Raw genomic sequence first — 16,394 nt, 5'->3', positions numbered from 1 at the left:
ATGCGGGGCATGGCGGGTCGTTTGGCTCCAGCCTGCTCGACCCGGCCGCTCTGCTTTACTTAACAGCCGCCAGCGCAGGCTTGCTGCCGAGCAGCGCCCACTGTCCGTTCTCCACCACCAGATTCTCGCTTTTCACGCCAATCACGCGTCGCGTGTTCGGATCGAAGGTGGCCTTGCCGAAGACGACGCTCGGCACGTCGTGCAGTTTCGGCAACGCATCGCGCACGCCGCGTCGATCCAGACCGCCGGCGCGCAGCGCATAGGCGGCAATGATCGTCGCATCGTAGGCGAATGCGTTGAACGCGTCGGGCTGGTGATGATATTTCGCCTCGAAGCCATGCACGAAATGCTGCACTTCGGGGCTCGGATCACCCGGGAAAAAACTGGTGTTGGTGGTCACACCGTTGACCGCATCGCCACCGAGTTCCATGAACTTCGGCGAGTAGACGGAACTGGCGGCCACGATCGGCAGGCCGATTCCGCTCGAGCGCGCCTGGCGGGCAATCTGCGCGCCGTCGGAGTAATACGAGATCAGCACGAGTGCGTCCGGCTTCGCGTCGCGCGCGCGTAGCAGCGTCGCGCGAAAATCCTTGTCGGTCGGCTGGTAACCTTCGGCCGCGACCACCTGCGCGCCGCGTGCAGCAGCGGCCTTTACGAACACGTCCTTGCTGGCGCGACCCCAGTCGGTGTTCTGGAACAGCACCGCGATGTGCCGGTAACCCTGCTTGACGGCAAGGTCCGCGAGGAGTGGTTGCGCGTCCGCCTGGCTGACCGAGGGACTCCAGATAAAGTCGCCGCCTTTGGTGAAATCCGGATGCGAATTGGTGAAGCCCAACTGAACGAGGCCGGCACGCTGATAGATCGGCGAGGCCGCCATCGAAGCCGGGCTCGAGAAGTCGCCGAGTTCGATCAGGATGCGTTTGTCGTCGACGAACTTCTGCGCAATGCCGACAGCCTGACGCGGGTCGCTCTGACTGTCTTCAAATACATACTGCAACGGATGCCCGTTGATACCGCCGCTCGCGTTGATTTCGTCGAGTGCGAGGTCGAAACCGGCTTTCCATTGCGCGCCATATTGCGCGTTGGGACCGGTGAGCGGACCGCTTACGCCGAAAAAGACCGGCTCGCCGCTTGCCGGCGCCGCAAAGGACGCACCGTGGACCGAGAGCGCGAGCACGGCGCCGACGGCTGCGAAGAGCCGCCGGTAAAGAGCGGAAGGACGCGTGGCAGACATGATCAGTTTTCCCGATGAGAGTTGGGCTATGAGTCTCCGACGCATCACGGCGCTCGACAACGAAGGGATTGGCATATCCATATTCATCGGCTCAGGGGTGCGCAATGTGACCGTCAGTCGGGGAACACCGGTTCACCCAGGCTCAGCATGAGACGGTTGGCCCACGCGAAGATGGCAATCGCATGGCTGAGATCGAGAATCTGCGCGTCGTCGAAACCCGCGTGGCGTAGCGGGTCGAGCGATGCGGCGCCTAGCGCGTCGGGCTGCAACGTCAGGTCGATCGCATAACGCACGATGGCGCGTTCGCGCGCGGTCGTGCCGGCCGTTTCAGGGTCGGCAAAAATCTGCTGGATCACGTCGTCGCGTTTTGCGAGTTGTTCGAAGCGTTGCGCGTGGACCGAGGCGCAATACACGCAGCCGTTCACGCGCGACACGACCGTGCTCGCCAGTTCGCGCTCGGCGCGCGACAGGCCGCCGGGGGCATACATGATGCTGTTGAACGCGCCCGAGCGCTGCCTGAGGATTGCCGCCTCGTGAACGAGTAACCGGTAGTAGTCGGAGGTCTTCGCCTGCGGATGGCTCGATTCGAGTACCGCAGTCTGTTCCGGCGACGCCGCGTCGAGCGGGACGGTGTCGAGCCAGGCGCGCCAGCCGAGTGTCTGCCGGGTGAAGCCGCGATCGGTGCTCATGCCGTTGCCTCCAGTGCGCGCAACGCAGCGACCACCCGCACCTGATAGGTGACGAACGCGACGAGTTGCGACAGCGTGACGATCGCGCGGGTTGTCAGGCCGACCGCATGCAGCGATGCAAGCCCGGTGCGGCTGGACGTGGCGGGATGCAGCACCAGCACTTCGGTATGACGCAGGATTGCCGCGAGGCGCTCATCGCGCGGCGCAAGTTCGCCGCCGCCAATGCCTGCCAGCAGTGCGCCGGTTTCTGCGGCGTCGGCGTGCGCCGACGGCAACGCCAGTAAACGCTCGCGATACGCGGTTGCCGTGCGTTCCGCCTTCGACAGCAGCGCCGCGTACCAGCCTGCGAATAGCCGTTCGCGCAGCGTCAGGTCGGCTACGTCGGTCGCGAACAATGCGTCGTGGCTGCCTTGCGTGTAACGGCTGATGTCACCACGAAACACACGCAGCATGGCGACCGTGCCGTGAGGATCGAGTCCTGCCAGTTGCGCGACGAGGTCGTCGGCTGGAGAGGGCGACGTCGAATTCGACGTGGCATCCGACGGCGAATCTGCAGGAGAAGACATAAGTGATTGGACCGATGAGAAGTGCGTTGTGTCGTTACCCGGCGGCCGTGTCGGATTCGCCGTCTTCGGAGTCGGCCCATTCGTCACCCGCGAGTTCCGCGGTATCGAACGCCTGGAGGGCCGCGTAATGCCGTTCACGGTCGGCATCGAACAGCATCGCGGCGATCGAGCGTGACAACCGTTTGGCGCCGGCGCTGATCGCGGGAATGTCGCCCGCAATCTTGCCGTGCGTGAGGCTCGCCGCGTGATTGAAGCAATGAATGCGTGAGAGCGCCGGACAGCTGCCAGCCACGCGCTCCTGAAACGCGAAATGGCGATCGAGGTCCGGCGAACTGGCGAGGTCGTCGTTCGGCAGATCGGCGGCCGGAGAGTAGCGGTCGCGCCAGCGGCGCACATACGGTGCGATTGGCGCGAACTCGTCACGCGTATCGATCTCCGAATGAAAACCCGTGGCGAAAATCAGGTAGTCGACGGTGTAACGTCCTCGCGGCGTGTCGACCACGATGCCGCCGTCCTCGCCGTCTTCCGTAGCGAGTTGCGTCAGTGGGCTCGACAGATGCAGGAAGGCCTGCCGGTGTCGTGCGACCCGCAGCACGCTATCGCGCGGCGGGGGCGCCTGGGTTTGCGCCGAGTAGTGCAGGAAGCGCCATTTCCAGTCGTCCGGCAGGCTCGCGAATCCATGCACGAGTCCCGGGCTGCCGATGCCCGTGAGTTTGTTGATACGTGGTAGCGCTTCGCGACGGACGAACAGATCGACCCGGGCCGCGCCGGCTTCGAGCGCGCTCGCCGCATTGTCGAAGGCGGAAGCGCTCGCGCCGACCACGCCGACGCGCTTGCCCCGTAACGCGATGAAGTCGATCGGCGCCGACGAGTGCGCATACCGGTGCCGCGGCAAGTCGCGTACGACGTCGGGAATGAACGGGCCGCCCAATCCTTCGCGGCCGGTAGCGAGCACGACGTGCCTGGCGCGGACGGTTTCCTGTTGCGGAGGGCGATGGCCGTCGGCCGGCCCGTGCACCAGGTCGAGTTCGATCAGACCGTCGGCGCGCGGGCGCACCCTGGCGACACGCACCTCGTTACGCACCGGCAGATCGAGCACCCGGCGATACCAGCGCAGGTAGTCCATCCATTGCGCGCGCGGAATCTTGTAGAGGGCGTCCCATTGCTCGCGCCCGAACTGCGCTTCGTACCACGCACGGAAGGTCAGCGCGGGCAGGCCGAGGGCCGGGCCGGTCAACTGTTTGGGCGAGCGCAGCGTCTGCATCCGCGCATAGGTCACCCACGGGCCTTCCTGACCCGCCGGCGCCTGATCGAACAGCAACTGGTTATCGATGCCGGCGAGGCGCAACTCGGCGCTCGCGGTGAGCCCGGCCATGCCCGCGCCGATGATGGCGACGTCGAGCACGCGCTGACCGTCGACGCTGCGCGCAGGCACCCAGGACGGCGCGGGAAGCTCGAGCCACGCGAGGTCTTCGCGCAGTCGCGCTTCGAGCGCCAGCAGACCATCGGTGACGGGCGGCAGATTCACCGCAGCGTTGGTGCCGCTCATGCCGAGACTCCGTTGTCATGCCGGGCGGCCGCGGTGGCACCCGTTGCGCGTGGGTCGTCGTGAAGGGGTGTGCGATCGTGAGCGACCAGCGCGCCATGTTGCGAAGCGGCGTGCCGTAAAGCGTCCGGTAACAGCGCATGCGATATGTCGGCCAGCGCGTCGATGAAAGCGTTCACCTCGACGGTTCGCGGCCGGCCGGTCAGTGTGACGACCCCGTAGAGGAACGGAATCGCAACGTCGAGCGGTCGCACTTCTAGCGCGTCCAGCGCAACGCCGAATGCCGTCACGGGATCGACGATGGCGACGGCCAGCTTTTCCTGCGCCGCGATCATCGCGTTGAGCGACGCATTCGTTTCCAGCGCGACCCTGAGTTCGATACCGGCTTGTTCGAACGCACGGTCGATACGGTTGCGCAGTCGATAACGGTTCGCGAGCGTGGCGACCGGGCGGCCGCCGAGTTGCGCGAGCGACACCTGGCGATCCTGGGCAAGCGGGTCGTCCCGATGCAGTACCGCCACACACGGCGCTTCGATGATGTAGTGCACGTCGAGTGCCGCGTGATCGAGCGGCAGGGTGGCCATGCCGACATCGGCCGAGCGCGACAGCAGCGCCTCGACCACCTGCTCGGCCGAGACGCTGCGCAGTTGCGCGTCGCTGGCGGTGCCGTTGCGCGCGAGCCGGGCAAGCGCTCGCGGGGCGAGCGCAGCCGCGAGCGAGGGGGTCGCGGCAATGCGCAGCGGCATGGTCTCGTCCCGGCCGATCGCATGCGCACTGGCGCGGATGGCGGACAGCCCGATCAACGAGCGCTCCACTTCGTCGTATAGCCGGAACGCGCGGCTCGTCGGCGTAACGCGTGGGCCTTTGCGATCGAAGAGGGCGTAGCCGATTTCCTGTTCGAGATCCTGGATGGTCCTCGTCACGCCCGGCTGCGAGCGGCCAAGCAGCCGGGCGGCGCCGGTCATGCTGCCGCTCGACATGACTGCCGAAAACGTTTCGAGTTGATGCAACTCCATGCGCTGTCCCGTGAATGTGTTGAGTGCATTTTAGGGGTCGTTGAATGCGGAATTCTTATAATAAATTTCGCTATCGAAGTGACGGATACTGCGCTTCGTCTTCTCGTTCGCTGTTCTCCGCGTGCTGGCAGTGAGGCTGGACGATTACGGAAAAGCCCTTCATACAAGGTGTTTTCCTGCCGGAGCCGGATCGACCGGACTGCGTCGCTGCGCATCAGCAGCCGTGTTCACATGCTTAGTCGATATCGCGGAATAAGTATCGACGCTTATCTTCGTTGGTCGACTTTGCGGCAACATGGTTACATCGGCTCACCTTAATACATGGCGTGAGAGCAGTATGTCGATTCTGTCGGGCAACACACGCAGCGCGGGCCGTACGCTGCTAAAACTGATCGGTGCACTCGGTTTCGCGTTCGGCGCGGCGCTGCCCGCCGCGCACGCGGGCGAGCCCTACTGGGTCGGCGTCACCGGCCCGCTTAGCGGTCAGGATGCGCAATACGGCGAGCAATGGAAACGCGGCTTCGATCTCGCACTGGAGCAGATCAACGGTAATGGCGGCATCAACGGTCATCCGCTGGCCTACGACTTCGAGGACAGCCGCAGCGATCCGCGTCAGGCGGTTTCCATTGCGCAGAAATTCGTCGACGACAAACGCATCCTGATCGAACTGGGCGATCTGTCGAGCGGCGCGTCGATGGCCGCGTCGCCGGTTTATCAACGCGCGCAACTCGTGCAATTCGGCTTCACTAACTCGCACCCCGACTTCACCAAGGGTGGCGACTACATGTGGAGCACGGCGATTAGCCAGGCTGAAGAACAGCCGCTGCTCGCGCGCTACGTCACCAAAGGTCTCGGCTTCAGGAAGATTGCCGTGCTCTATCTGAACACCGACTGGGGCCGCACCAGCAAGGATATCTTCGCGAAGGCCGCTACTGGCGATGGCGCGCAGGTCGTCGCGGCCGAAGCGTACCAGCCCAACGAGAAAGACTTTCGCGCAACGCTCACGCGCGTGCGCAGCGAAAACCCCGATTCCATCGTGCTGATCTCGTACTACTCCGACGGCGCGCAGATCGTGCGTCAGGCGCGCGCCGCGGGCGTCACCACGCCGATCGCGGCGGTGGGTTCCGTGTATTCGCCGAAATTCCTCGACCTGGGCGGTCCCGCCGTGAACGGTGTTTACACCGAATCGAATTTCTTCCCGGGCGACCCCCGCCCCGAGGTGCAGAGCTTCGTGCAGCGCTACCGCGCGAAATACGGCGCCGAGCCGGACACGTTCGCGGCGCGCGCTTACGACGCGATGATTCTGGCCGGTGAAGTGATTCGCCGCTATGGACCGAACCGTGTCGCCGTTCATGATGGTTTCGCGAAAATCGACAACGTGCCGAGCGTGATCTTCGGCAAGTTCAGGTTCGATCCGCAAACGCGCCGCGTCGCCGGCGCGAAGAATCTCGAACTCGTGGTCAAGGACGGCCAGTTCGCGCTATGGGACGGCGCGGGCGCCGTGCACGCGCAATGACCCGCCGCACGACAGCGTCGCGCCCCAGGAAAGGCACACCATGAACGCCTGGTTCGACTACACCGTCAACGGTCTGATCGTCGGCAACATTTATGCGTTGCTGGCGGTCGGTCTCGCGCTGATTTTCGGCGTCTCGCATCTGATCAATTTCGCGCACGGTTCGGTGTACATGATCGGCGGTTTCATCGGCTGGCTGTGTCTCACGCGGCTCGGCTTGCCGCTGCCGGTGGCGCTGCTCGCAACCGTCGCGGGCTGCGCGCTGCTCGGCGTGCTGATCGAGCGGATCGGCCTGCGGCCGTTGCAGGGCGCCGCACGTATCGCCCCGCTGCTGGCCACCATCGGCATCAGTTTCGTGCTCGACCAGCTCGCGCAGATCGTGTTCGGACCAGACCCGCGGCCGGTGCCGGGTTCGCTGCCCGAATGGTCCGTGTCGATCGGCGGGGCCACGCTGGGTTCGCTCGATCTGCTGATCGCCGCGATCGGTATCGGCGCGGCGGCGGTGCTGTATGTGTTCCTGCGCTTCACGCGGCTCGGCTGGGCCGTGCGCGCGACCGCGCAGGACCGCGACGCGGCGCAGCAGATGGGCGTCAATGTGAACGCCGTGAATCAGGCCGTCTTCGCAATTGCGTGTGGACTCGGTGGGCTAAGCGGCCTGCTGGTGGGCATGTACTACAACAGCATCGATCCCGCGATGGGATTCCAGGCGACGTTGAAGGGCGTCGTCGCGTTGCTGATCGGCGGGCTGGGCAACGTGCCCGGCGCAATTGCCGGCAGCCTGCTGCTGGGGTTGGTGGAAAGCTACGGTGTGGCATTGTTCGGCACGAGCTATCGCGACCTGTTCGCGTTCGTGCTGCTGCTGGCGTTTCTGGTCTGGCGGCCGAACGGGCTGTTCAGTTCGAACCGCCGCCTGCCGCCCGAGCCGCTCACGGGGACCTTCCTCTCGAACCGCAAGGCAGTGCGAATTCCACGCGGCGTGATCGTCGCGGTGGTGGTGCTCGCTTTCGCGCTGCCGTTTGCCGCGCCGTCTTCGTACCTGCTGCAAACGCTCACCAATGGCTGGATCTACGGCTTGCTGGCGCTCAGCCTGACGCTGGTTGCGGGCACGGTTGGGCAGATTTCCCTCGGTCATGCGGCGCTGCTGCTGATCGGCGCCTATGCGTCCGCCTTGCTGTCGGTCAACCTCGGCTGGTCGCCAGCCTTGACGATTCCGCTTGCCGGACTCATCACGGCGGGCCTCGGCACGCTGCTCGTCTATCCGTCGTTCCGCTTGCGCGGCCACTATGTGTCGATCGCGACGCTCGGTATCGGCGAAATCGTCGGGCTCGTCGTACTGAACTGGGACAGCCTCACACGCGGACCGATCGGCATTACCGGCATCCCGCCGCTCTCGCTGTTCGGCTGGCAACTGACCGGCGTTCGCGCCGTCTACTGGTTCACGCTGGGTGTACTCGTCGTGCTCGCATTGCTGCAGGTCCGGCTGCTGCGCTCTCACCTCGGCCGCACGTGGCGCGCGATCCGCGAAGACGACGTGGCGGCGCGCGCTTACGGCATCCGTCCCAACCGCTACAAGGCGATGGCCTTCGCGGTCGGCGGACTCGCGGCAGGCATCGGCGGCGCGATCGCGGCGCATCTGTACAGCTACATCAACTATCAGACCTTCGATTCGCAGGTGTCGATTCTCGCGTTGACGATGGTGATCCTCGGCGGTCTGGGCAGCGTGGTCGGCGCGGTGGCCGGTGCGGTTGCGCTCATCAGCCTGCCCGAGCTGTTCCGCTTCGCCGCCGACTACCGGATGCTGATCTACGGTGTGATCCTGCTTCTGCTGGTGCGTTTCAGGCCGCAAGGTCTGTTCGGCTCGGTATGACGGAGAAGACCATGACTTCGACCATTCAGGGCGATGCCGCGGACATCCTGTTCGACGTGCGTCACGTGACGCGCCGCTTCGGCGGACTCGTGGCGGTGAACGACGTGAACCTGTCGATCGCGCGCGGTGAGTGCGTGAGCGTGATCGGACCGAACGGCGCGGGTAAATCGACGCTGTTCAACCTGCTGGCCGGCACCGATACACCCGATGAGGGCGAAGTGCGGTTCGCCGGCGAGGACGTGACCGGCATGGCGCCGGAGCTGCTTGCCGCGCGCGGCGTCGCACGTACCTTTCAGCACGGGCGGGTATTCGGGAACCTGAGCGTGCTGGACAACGTGCTGATCGGCGCTCACGCGCGACTGGCGACCACGCGCCGTGGCTGGCCGGTGGCCGGCGCTTTCGCGGAGGTGCTGCGCGCGCTGATCGGGTCCGCGGCGGTGCGTCGCGAGGACGCGCAACTGCGTGACGAAGTGAAGGCGCTGCTCGCGCGATTCGGCACGCGCCTCGCGCCGCGCATCGACGAGCCGGCGCACAGCCTGTCGTACGCGAACCGGCGGCGCGTGGAGATTGCGCGCGCGCTGGCACTGCGTCCGCGCATCCTGCTGCTCGACGAGCCGACTGCCGGCATGAACGAATCCGAAACCGCGGAGATGCTCGAACTGATTCTCGAACTCAAACGCGACGGTCTGACTATTCTGCTGATCGAACACAAACTCGACCTCGTCATGCGGCTGTCCGATCGCGTGCTGGTGCTCGACGACGGTCGCAAGATCGCGTCGGGTCTGCCCGACGAAGTGCGCAACGACCCCGCCGTGATCGAAGCCTATCTCGGCAACCGCAAGGTCGGCGCGCAGACGGGCCGCAACGAAACGGCGGCCGCATGACGAGCTTCGGCCTGCATCGGATTGCGCCGGATTCTTTACCCTATCACTGCGCCGCCATGACCGAGCCATTACTGAAACTCGACGGAATCGACACGTTTTACGGCCAGATCCAGGTGCATTTCGGCGTGAACCTGCGGATCGGACGCGGCGAGATCGTCAGCCTGCTCGGCGGTAATGCGAGCGGCAAGTCGACCGCGATGAAGGTGATCCTCGGGCTACACAAGCCGCGCAGCGGCACGATCAGCTTCGAAGGCAAACCGCTAAACGGCCTGCCTACTTCGCAGATCGTGCGGCGTGGCATTGCCTCGGTGCCGGAAGCGCGCCGTCTGTTCGGCGATATGACGGTGCGCGAAAACCTGCTGATGGGCGCCTTCACGCGCCATGACCGCGCCGGCATCGCGGAAGACTACGAGCGCATGCTCGGCCTCTTTCCGCGCGTCAAGGAACGCCTGTCTCAACGCGCGGGCACGCTCTCCGGCGGCGAGCAGCAGATGCTGGCGATGGCGCGTGCGTTGATGAGCCGCCCCGCGCTGGTGTGCATGGACGAGCCTACGATGGGTCTCTCTCCGCTGTATGTCGACAAGGTGCTCGAACTGATCCAGACCATCAATGGACAAGGGATCACGTTCTTCATGGTCGAGCAGAACGCGAGCCTCGCGCTGCAGATCGCGCATCGCGGCTATGTGTTGCAGACGGGCCGCGTGGTGTTGTCGGGTAGCGCGAGCGAACTGCTCGGCGATCAGCGGATTCGCGACGCGTATCTCGGTGGCTCGCTCGCGGCCGAAACCGCGTCCTGAAAGGCCGGGTCCTGAAAGCAAGGTCCTGAGCGCACGATGACGCGGCGTTCAGGAACCGGCTACCAGTTCGAGAATCGCACCATGCGTGAGATCGCGTCCGAAGTAACGCGCTGCGTCGCGCTCCGGGGTGTCCAGCGCGACGGCGAACACGCCTTCGCCGCGTGAGACGAGATGCCGGTGCAGATCGGCGGCGAAACCTTCGGCTTCGTCCTGCTCGCGCGAGGGGCTCGCGAGCGTGACCGTGGTAGCACCGAGCGGCACGACGGCCAGCCGCACGCCGTAGCCCGACAGTGGCGCCGGCGGCGCGCTGAAATCGCCGAGCAGCGCCCGGTAGCGCGCGAGACTCGCATCCAGATCGTTCACCACGACCGTGACATTCGCGACGCCACGCGCGCCATTCGCGTGATGACGCACGTTGCCTTCGGCGACCCGCAGGTGGCGCGGCGTGATGTCGCCGCACAGAAACGGCAGGTCCACGCCCGGCGGCCTGCCTGTTTGCCATTCGAGCCGTTCGCCGTCGGGTCGCAGACGTCCGCCCGCGGTCGGACCTTGATAGTGCAGACCGCGCTCACGTGCGGCGTCGATCGTGCCGGCCACTGTCTGCGGCAACAGCGCGAAATCGACGAAACCGTCGCCGACGCGATGCTCCGGGTCCCACCAGCGATGCTCGGGCGCAGCCCGCAAAAACGCGATCAGTTCGAAGTAGCTGCCGTCGGCAAAGCCGATCAGGGCGTTGTGGGTCGCACCGTCCGCATGCGTGCCGCCACGCTGCACCGTAAAGCCGAGCGCACTGAAGTCCGCGATGGTCTGTTCGAGATCCTGCACGCGGATCACGATATGGTCGAGTGAAAGAGACATGCCGGATCGTTCCAGAGGAGGGAAGCCGCAAAGTATGCGAACCCGCCGGCAAAAACACCAGCAACGGATTCTTCAATGGATAGCGCGGCGCGTGCAAAGGCACGTCGACGCGCGCACGGCACGACCGGGTTCGGACACCGTGTGCCTGGTTTGCAGCGACGAGACTGTCCTGTCAGAGACACATCGCCACCAGGTTGCTAGAGAAGCGGTCATGTGGAGCGCGATCGCTACCCGGCCGTTCAATGAATGGGCTCACGCCCTTTGATGAACAGCATCGGCAACAGCGAAACCGCGACAAAGAGTACGGCCAGCCAGCTCAGATAATGAGCACCGAAGTGCTTGATGAACCCCGCCCCGATCGCGCCCGACAGCGATACGCCCAGATAAAGCACGGCCTGGTAAAGCGCGATGACGACCGACTGCGTACCGGCCGGCGCATGCGAGAGAATCAGATGTTGTTGCGGGGTAGTTTGCGAAAAGCTGAACAGTCCGGCGATGAACGAGGCGAGTAATGCAAGCGGCAGACTTGCGTTCATCCATGGCATCAGCGCGAGGGCGGCGGCGATGCCGAGAGAGCCGACGACGATCACCCGCCGTGGTCCCCAATGGTCGGTCAGCCGGCCCGCGGTCAGGTTGGACAGCGTACTGGCAACGCCGAAGATCAGTAGCAGCCAGCTAAGCGCCCCGGGATTCGCGGCGGTCACGGGTGCATAGATGGCGCTGATATAGGTGTACGGAAGGAAGATACCGATAAAGACGAGCAGCGCGCGCACCAGAATACTCACCACCCAACGGCTTCGCAGCGGGGCGAGCCGCGTGCCCAGGCTCGCTCCGGTCGTTTCCCGGATAGCCGGAATGCGCAGATAGATAACGGCACCTGCCGCGAGTGCCAGTGCGGCCACGGCGAATAAGGTGACGCGCCAATTCCATATCGTGCCGATCGCCGTGCCCAATGGCGCGCCGAGCACCAGCGACGAGGTCATCCCGAGCATGACGATGGCGATCGCCCGACCGCGTCTGGCAGGACCCGCTAGCGCGGCCGCCGTGGCGCTCGCGGTGCCGGTGTACAAACCGGCGCCGATTGCCGCCACCACGCGCGAGGCCAGCGCTAACCCGAAGGTCGGAGCCAGCGCGGTGAGGATGTTGCCGAGAACCAGCACGAGCAGTCCCGTCGTCAACGCGGTCCGCCGGAACCAGCCAGCGCTGAGCGCGCCGGTGATGGGCGCGCTCAGCGCATAAGCGAGCGAGAAGACCGTCACCATCTGACCGGCGGCCGGCAGATCGATGCGCATGCTCGATGCTATCGAAGGCAGGACACCGGCGATGACGAACGCGTCGGTGCCGACCGCGAAGGTTCCTATTGCGAGCATGGCAGCCTGAGCGCGCCATGCGGTTGAAGTGGTCATATCGGCCGAACCGGACAAGGTATTCGTTTCCATGAGTCGACCCGCCTTCATGCCGCGCGATGGTAGCGATATTCCTGCGTCAAGCCGCCGTACCCGTAACCCGTCGCGGCGCAATCGATAATGTGAACGTTGGAGTGAGGGTGAACATTGCCAACGAGCGTGGAGAGCAGTTCGAATGCCTGCCGGTGGTAGTCGGCTTTCTGACTCTTCGTATTGGTCTCTTCCGTGATGGTCACTTCGAGGCGGAACGAATTCTTGCCAAGCGAGGCGAGCGATTGTCCGGCGATGAACCATTGTTCGTGCGGCACGTACCGGACGATAACCATCGTTTTGCCGAGTTCTTTCTGCAGCACCGTACATGTCAGCGTGCTGACCGCGATAGCCAGACGCTCGGACTGTCCCGCGTCGCCGATACCTGAAACAGTAAGGTTGATGCCCGGCATAGTGATCTTCCCGTCGAAATGAAAGGCATATCGTGGCATTTTCCTTTCCTCCGGAAAAGCGGGAAGTTATGATCACATCCATCGGAAAATGGAATGGATAACAATGCGGCGCTTCGATCTCGAGCTTTTGAATACGTTGTCGGTCGTGGCCGATACCGGCAGCCTCTCCGCGGCTGCGGTGCAGCTTCACCGCTCCCAGTCGGCAGTGAGCGAACAGATCAGGAAACTCGAAGTGTCGTGCGGACTTGCGCTGTTCGTCCGTGGAAAGAAGGGTGCGTCGCTGACGCCCGCCGGATCCAGGCTGCTCGATCATGCGCGCAAGCTTCTGCTGCTCAACGACACGGCATATCGCGACATTCAGGGGCTTTCTCTGTCGGGCGACTTGCGACTCGCCATCACCGACTATTTCCGCCCAACCGATATTGCCCGGGTATTGAAGCAGTTAGGCGAGCATTACCCGGCGTTGCGTCTGCATGTTTCCGTGTACAAAAGCGCGTGGATTCGACGGGATGCGGGATCAGGTCATTTCGACATCGGCGTGTCCATGCGCGTGGCCGACCCGGGCGGGAACGAAAGACCGAAAGAAAATAGCGAATTGACCAGCGTCATGATTCGCAGGGAACCGTTGCAGTGGGTGGCGGCGCCGTCGTTCAAGCGAGCGCCCGGGCAACCGCTGCCGCTGGTCGCGCTGCCCGAGACATGCTCGCTGCAACGCTACATGCTGGCACAGCTCGACGAGGCGGGGATCGACTATTTTCTCGCGCATTCGGCCTCGGGCGTTGCGGGACTGCAATCGGCGCTGTCCGCGGGGCTCGGCTTTTCCTGTCTGAACGAGTCCGCGATACCGGGGGACGTCATCCCTTTCAGCAACGCACGTCTGCTACCCAAACTGCCGAATGTCGAATTCAACCTGATCATCCCCGATGTCGCCAACCAGCCGCTCGCGAAAGAAATCGCGAAGCTGCTCGTCTCGCGCGCTGCTTAGGCCGAGTTACGCGTGCATTTTCAAACTCTGCAACGCCACGTCGAAGTCGACCAGCATCGCAGAGTGGATGGCCGTCACGGACAGACACATGCCATCGCCAGAAACGCTGGCACCGGTTTCGATGCCCGCGCTGAATCCGTCCGGTAGTTCGATGCTGAATGTTCTCAGCCCTCCGTGACCTTCAATGGTTTTGACGGTGCCGATACCCCGAACGATTCGTGCCAACATTCGATCCTTTAGTCATTTTTTGGCTCATCCTTCTTCGCTTTGCCGACCCGACGAAAAGTCGTCGGCTGCGTCCGATCCTGCGTCGGCGGATTCGACACCAGATAGCGCAGCGGGTTATCGATATGGATGGCGAAATGCGATAAGAGAGAGCCGTCGCTTGCGCCCGAAATCTCCCGATGGATGCACGCAAGTGCCGCTGCGGCGATCAATACCGTGCCAACCCGTCTGATCGATCCAGAATGTCGTGCCGACATTGCGCCAGCGGATCCGGCGCGATGCTGCGGTCGGTGAGCGAGCCGTCCGAGCCGTTTCATGAAGCTCGCCTGTTAATTGGGAATACAAGGAGTGTCCCCAAACCCGCCGACGTACCGAACTAATTTATTCGCCTATTCATATGTGCATGTCCGGGCAGATCGGCGGCTGTCTGTTCCTTCGCGCTAAACCTCGCCCGATAAGCGTTGGTCACTCAATAGTTGTTGATCTGAATGTCGCAACGTCGACTCTGGATCGGACAGCAGAGCATGGACGTATGCACCATCGCTTGCCAGGTTCGTCCTGTATAACGATTTGCAAAATACTTGGTTTGTTCGAGGAGGATGCTCGTGCACTATTTTGGCCACACTGCCGAGGCGTTTCACGGGTCGCTGCACCGCTTCTGTCGCGCTGGCCATTCTAGTAAGGGTTCACATTTCCATGACGTTGTCATCTTCGGCGACACAACTCAGCCGGTTAGTGTCGCGCTGTGCTGTACCGGCAGTCATCCTGCTTGCCGCGGTACATCCGGGCTTCGCGCAGAGCGCGCCGGTTTCCGGCGGCACGATTACCTGGGCTATCGAAACACCGCCGACCACGCTCAATCCGCAACTCAACGGACTGGACAAGGTCGTACTCGTTTTGCGCAATGCGTACGAGAGCCTGCTCGCCCAGAAGCCGGACGGCAGCTTTGTTCCGTGGCTCGCGACAGGCTACAGGATTTCCGCCGACGGCAAGACGTACACGTTCACGCTGCGCGACGACGTCAAGTTCAGTGACGGCACACCGTTCGACGCGCAAGCAGTTTCGATCAATCTGCAGAAAGTGCACGATCCGGTCTACTCCGGCCCTTACGGCCTTGCGCTGCTGAGTCCGCACTTCACCGGCGTGAAGGCACTGGACGCCCATACGGTCGAGATCACGATAGACGAGCCGTACACACCCTTCCTGACGCTGATCTCCCGCCTGCCGATTCTGTCGCCCAAGGCGTTCGACAAGCCGGATGCCAGGTCGGGCGGCCCGGACGTCGCCGGTACCGGCCCCTTCATCCTGCGGCGCTATGTAAAGGGCCAGGAAATCGACTTCGACAGGAATCCGGATTATCGCTGGGCACCTTCGACCGCCGGGCACCAGGGTCCCGCTTATCTGGATCACGTGATTTACCGGATCCTGCCCGAATCGTCGGTACGCCTTGGCGCGCTGCTGTCCGGGCAGGTCGATCTGATCGAGGGTCTGTCCGGAAACGACGCCCAACGAGTCCGCAGCGATCCGGACTACACCTACCAGCACGCGCTGAATACGGGCACGCCGTTTTCGCTGTTTCTCAATACGACGTACGGTCCGACCCAGGACCCGAAGGTGCGCCGCGCGTTGCTCGAAGGGATCGACGTGACTGGCCTCGTCCAGTCCATCTACCGTGGAGAGCGCACGCGCGCATGGGGCATCACGTCTCCCATCGATCCGTTATACGACCGCAGTATCGAACGGACCTACGGCAATAATCCGACGCTCGCGAACACGTTACTCGACGAAGCGGGCTGGACCGCACGCGACGCGGCCGGTTACCGCACCAGACAGGGTGCCCGGTTGTCGATCAGTCTGATCGAGGATCAGGCGACGCTGCGCGACGACCGTGGCGTACTTCTGCAGGCGATCCAGGCACAGGCACGGCAAAGGCTGGGTGTGGATCTGCAAGTCCAGGTGGTCGACATAGGGACGTGGTACGAGGCCTACAAGAGCGGCAAGTACGGTGTGTTCGCCAACTCGAACACGCCGCCCGATGCGATCGACATCGAATATCACTGGCTGCTGTTCGGTCAGGGCGGTGTGCTCAATCTCAGCCGCGCCGCCGCTCCCGAACTGGGCCGCTGGTTGCAGGCCGCCTCGCATACCCACGACACTGCCGAGCGCAAGAAGCTCTACGGAGAACTGCAGAACTTCGCGATCAGGCAGCAGGCGTACGCGTTGCCGCTGTACCAACCCGAGGATCAGATTGCGGCGGCCAAAGCGGTACAAGGCATCCGCTTCCGCCCGTTCGCGCAGATGCCGGAAAACGCCTACGACATCTGGCTGAAAAAATAGCCGCTGGTCGATGGCGGCAACACGCTCC

16 protein-coding genes are annotated in these 16,394 nt (G+C 63.7%); 6 read left to right on the top strand and 10 right to left on the bottom strand.

The window, feature by feature from the left end:
• Positions 1–55: 55 nt before the first annotated feature.
• The 5 genes from FQ746_RS33115 to FQ746_RS33095 all read right to left on the bottom strand — a co-directional run bounded on the left by FQ746_RS33115 (position 56) and on the right by FQ746_RS33095 (position 5,051).
• Positions 56–1,234: an ABC transporter substrate-binding protein gene (locus tag FQ746_RS33115; RefSeq protein ID WP_144114000.1), complete on the bottom strand. Its 1,179-nt coding sequence runs from the start codon at positions 1,232–1,234 to the stop codon at positions 56–58.
• Positions 1,235–1,347: 113 nt separating this feature from the next.
• The gene (locus tag FQ746_RS33110; protein WP_144113999.1) at positions 1,348–1,923 is read right to left on the bottom strand and encodes a peroxidase-related enzyme; all 576 of its coding nucleotides are present in this window, start codon (positions 1,921–1,923) and stop codon (positions 1,348–1,350) included.
• The gene (locus FQ746_RS33105; RefSeq protein WP_144113998.1) at positions 1,920–2,489 is read right to left on the bottom strand and encodes a CMD domain-containing protein; all 570 of its coding nucleotides are present in this window, start codon (positions 2,487–2,489) and stop codon (positions 1,920–1,922) included. The genes FQ746_RS33110 and FQ746_RS33105 overlap by 4 nt, the downstream gene beginning before the upstream one ends.
• 34 nt (positions 2,490–2,523) lie before the next feature.
• Complete coding sequence (locus tag FQ746_RS33100; protein WP_144113997.1) at positions 2,524–4,038, bottom strand: NAD(P)-binding domain-containing protein; 1,515 nt, start codon at positions 4,036–4,038, stop codon at positions 2,524–2,526.
• Complete coding sequence (locus FQ746_RS33095; protein WP_144113996.1) at positions 4,035–5,051, bottom strand: LysR family transcriptional regulator; 1,017 nt, start codon at positions 5,049–5,051, stop codon at positions 4,035–4,037. The genes FQ746_RS33100 and FQ746_RS33095 overlap by 4 nt, the downstream gene beginning before the upstream one ends.
• 337 nt (positions 5,052–5,388) lie before the next feature.
• On the opposite strand from FQ746_RS33095, the gene FQ746_RS33090 reads away from it, so the two are divergent.
• Genes FQ746_RS33090 through FQ746_RS33075 form a run of 4 tightly spaced genes read left to right on the top strand, consistent with a single transcriptional unit; the run spans position 5,389 to position 10,112 of the window.
• Positions 5,389–6,567, top strand: coding sequence for an ABC transporter substrate-binding protein (locus FQ746_RS33090; RefSeq protein ID WP_144113995.1), 1,179 nt, complete (start codon positions 5,389–5,391; stop codon positions 6,565–6,567).
• Positions 6,568–6,607: 40 nt separating this feature from the next.
• Entirely contained in the window at positions 6,608–8,431 is a 1,824-nt protein-coding gene (locus FQ746_RS33085) for an ABC transporter permease (protein ID WP_144113994.1), read from the top strand.
• An 11-nt stretch (positions 8,432–8,442) separates the two neighbouring features.
• On the top strand, positions 8,443–9,315 hold the full coding sequence (locus FQ746_RS33080) for an ABC transporter ATP-binding protein (RefSeq protein ID WP_144113993.1): 873 nt from the start codon (positions 8,443–8,445) through the stop codon (positions 9,313–9,315).
• Entirely contained in the window at positions 9,312–10,112 is an 801-nt protein-coding gene (locus FQ746_RS33075; protein ID WP_409932458.1) for an ABC transporter ATP-binding protein, read from the top strand. Before FQ746_RS33080 ends, FQ746_RS33075 begins: the two co-directional genes overlap by 4 nt.
• 48 nt (positions 10,113–10,160) lie before the next feature.
• Here FQ746_RS33075 and FQ746_RS33070 read toward each other — a convergent pair whose 3' ends face one another.
• The 3 genes from FQ746_RS33070 to FQ746_RS33060 form a co-directional block, all read right to left on the bottom strand.
• Entirely contained in the window at positions 10,161–10,970 is an 810-nt protein-coding gene (locus FQ746_RS33070; RefSeq protein WP_144113992.1) for a VOC family protein, read from the bottom strand.
• Between the two features lie 239 nt (positions 10,971–11,209).
• Positions 11,210–12,409 carry an MFS transporter gene (locus tag FQ746_RS33065; protein ID WP_222105909.1) on the bottom strand — a complete coding sequence of 400 codons (1,200 nt, stop codon included), beginning with the start codon at positions 12,407–12,409 and terminating at the stop codon, positions 11,210–11,212.
• A 14-nt stretch (positions 12,410–12,423) separates the two neighbouring features.
• Positions 12,424–12,858: a 4-oxalocrotonate tautomerase gene (locus FQ746_RS33060; RefSeq protein ID WP_313955590.1), complete on the bottom strand. Its 435-nt coding sequence runs from the start codon at positions 12,856–12,858 to the stop codon at positions 12,424–12,426.
• Between the two features lie 64 nt (positions 12,859–12,922).
• On the opposite strand from FQ746_RS33060, the gene FQ746_RS33055 reads away from it, so the two are divergent.
• Positions 12,923–13,804: a LysR substrate-binding domain-containing protein gene (locus FQ746_RS33055; RefSeq protein ID WP_144113991.1), complete on the top strand. Its 882-nt coding sequence runs from the start codon at positions 12,923–12,925 to the stop codon at positions 13,802–13,804.
• 6 nt (positions 13,805–13,810) lie between these two features.
• On the opposite strand, the gene FQ746_RS33050 is transcribed toward FQ746_RS33055, so the two are convergent.
• Positions 13,811–14,029, bottom strand: a complete 219-nt coding sequence (locus tag FQ746_RS33050) for a hypothetical protein (RefSeq protein WP_260854252.1) — start codon at positions 14,027–14,029, stop codon at positions 13,811–13,813.
• Between the two features lie 11 nt (positions 14,030–14,040).
• Positions 14,041–14,346: a hypothetical protein gene (locus tag FQ746_RS33045; RefSeq protein WP_144113989.1), complete on the bottom strand. Its 306-nt coding sequence runs from the start codon at positions 14,344–14,346 to the stop codon at positions 14,041–14,043.
• Between the two features lie 379 nt (positions 14,347–14,725).
• Here FQ746_RS33045 and FQ746_RS33040 point away from each other — a divergent pair, with 379 nt between their 5' ends.
• A complete protein-coding gene (locus FQ746_RS33040) occupies positions 14,726–16,366 on the top strand; it encodes an ABC transporter substrate-binding protein (RefSeq protein ID WP_144113988.1) in 1,641 nt (546 codons plus the stop codon).
• Positions 16,367–16,394 lie beyond the last annotated feature (28 nt).

The organism is Paraburkholderia sp. BCC1886 (assembly GCF_900996245.1).
Lineage (GTDB): Bacteria > Pseudomonadota > Gammaproteobacteria > Burkholderiales > Burkholderiaceae > Paraburkholderia.
Note: the sequence above shows the minus strand (reverse complement) of the source record. Positions and strands in the feature narration are given on the sequence as shown.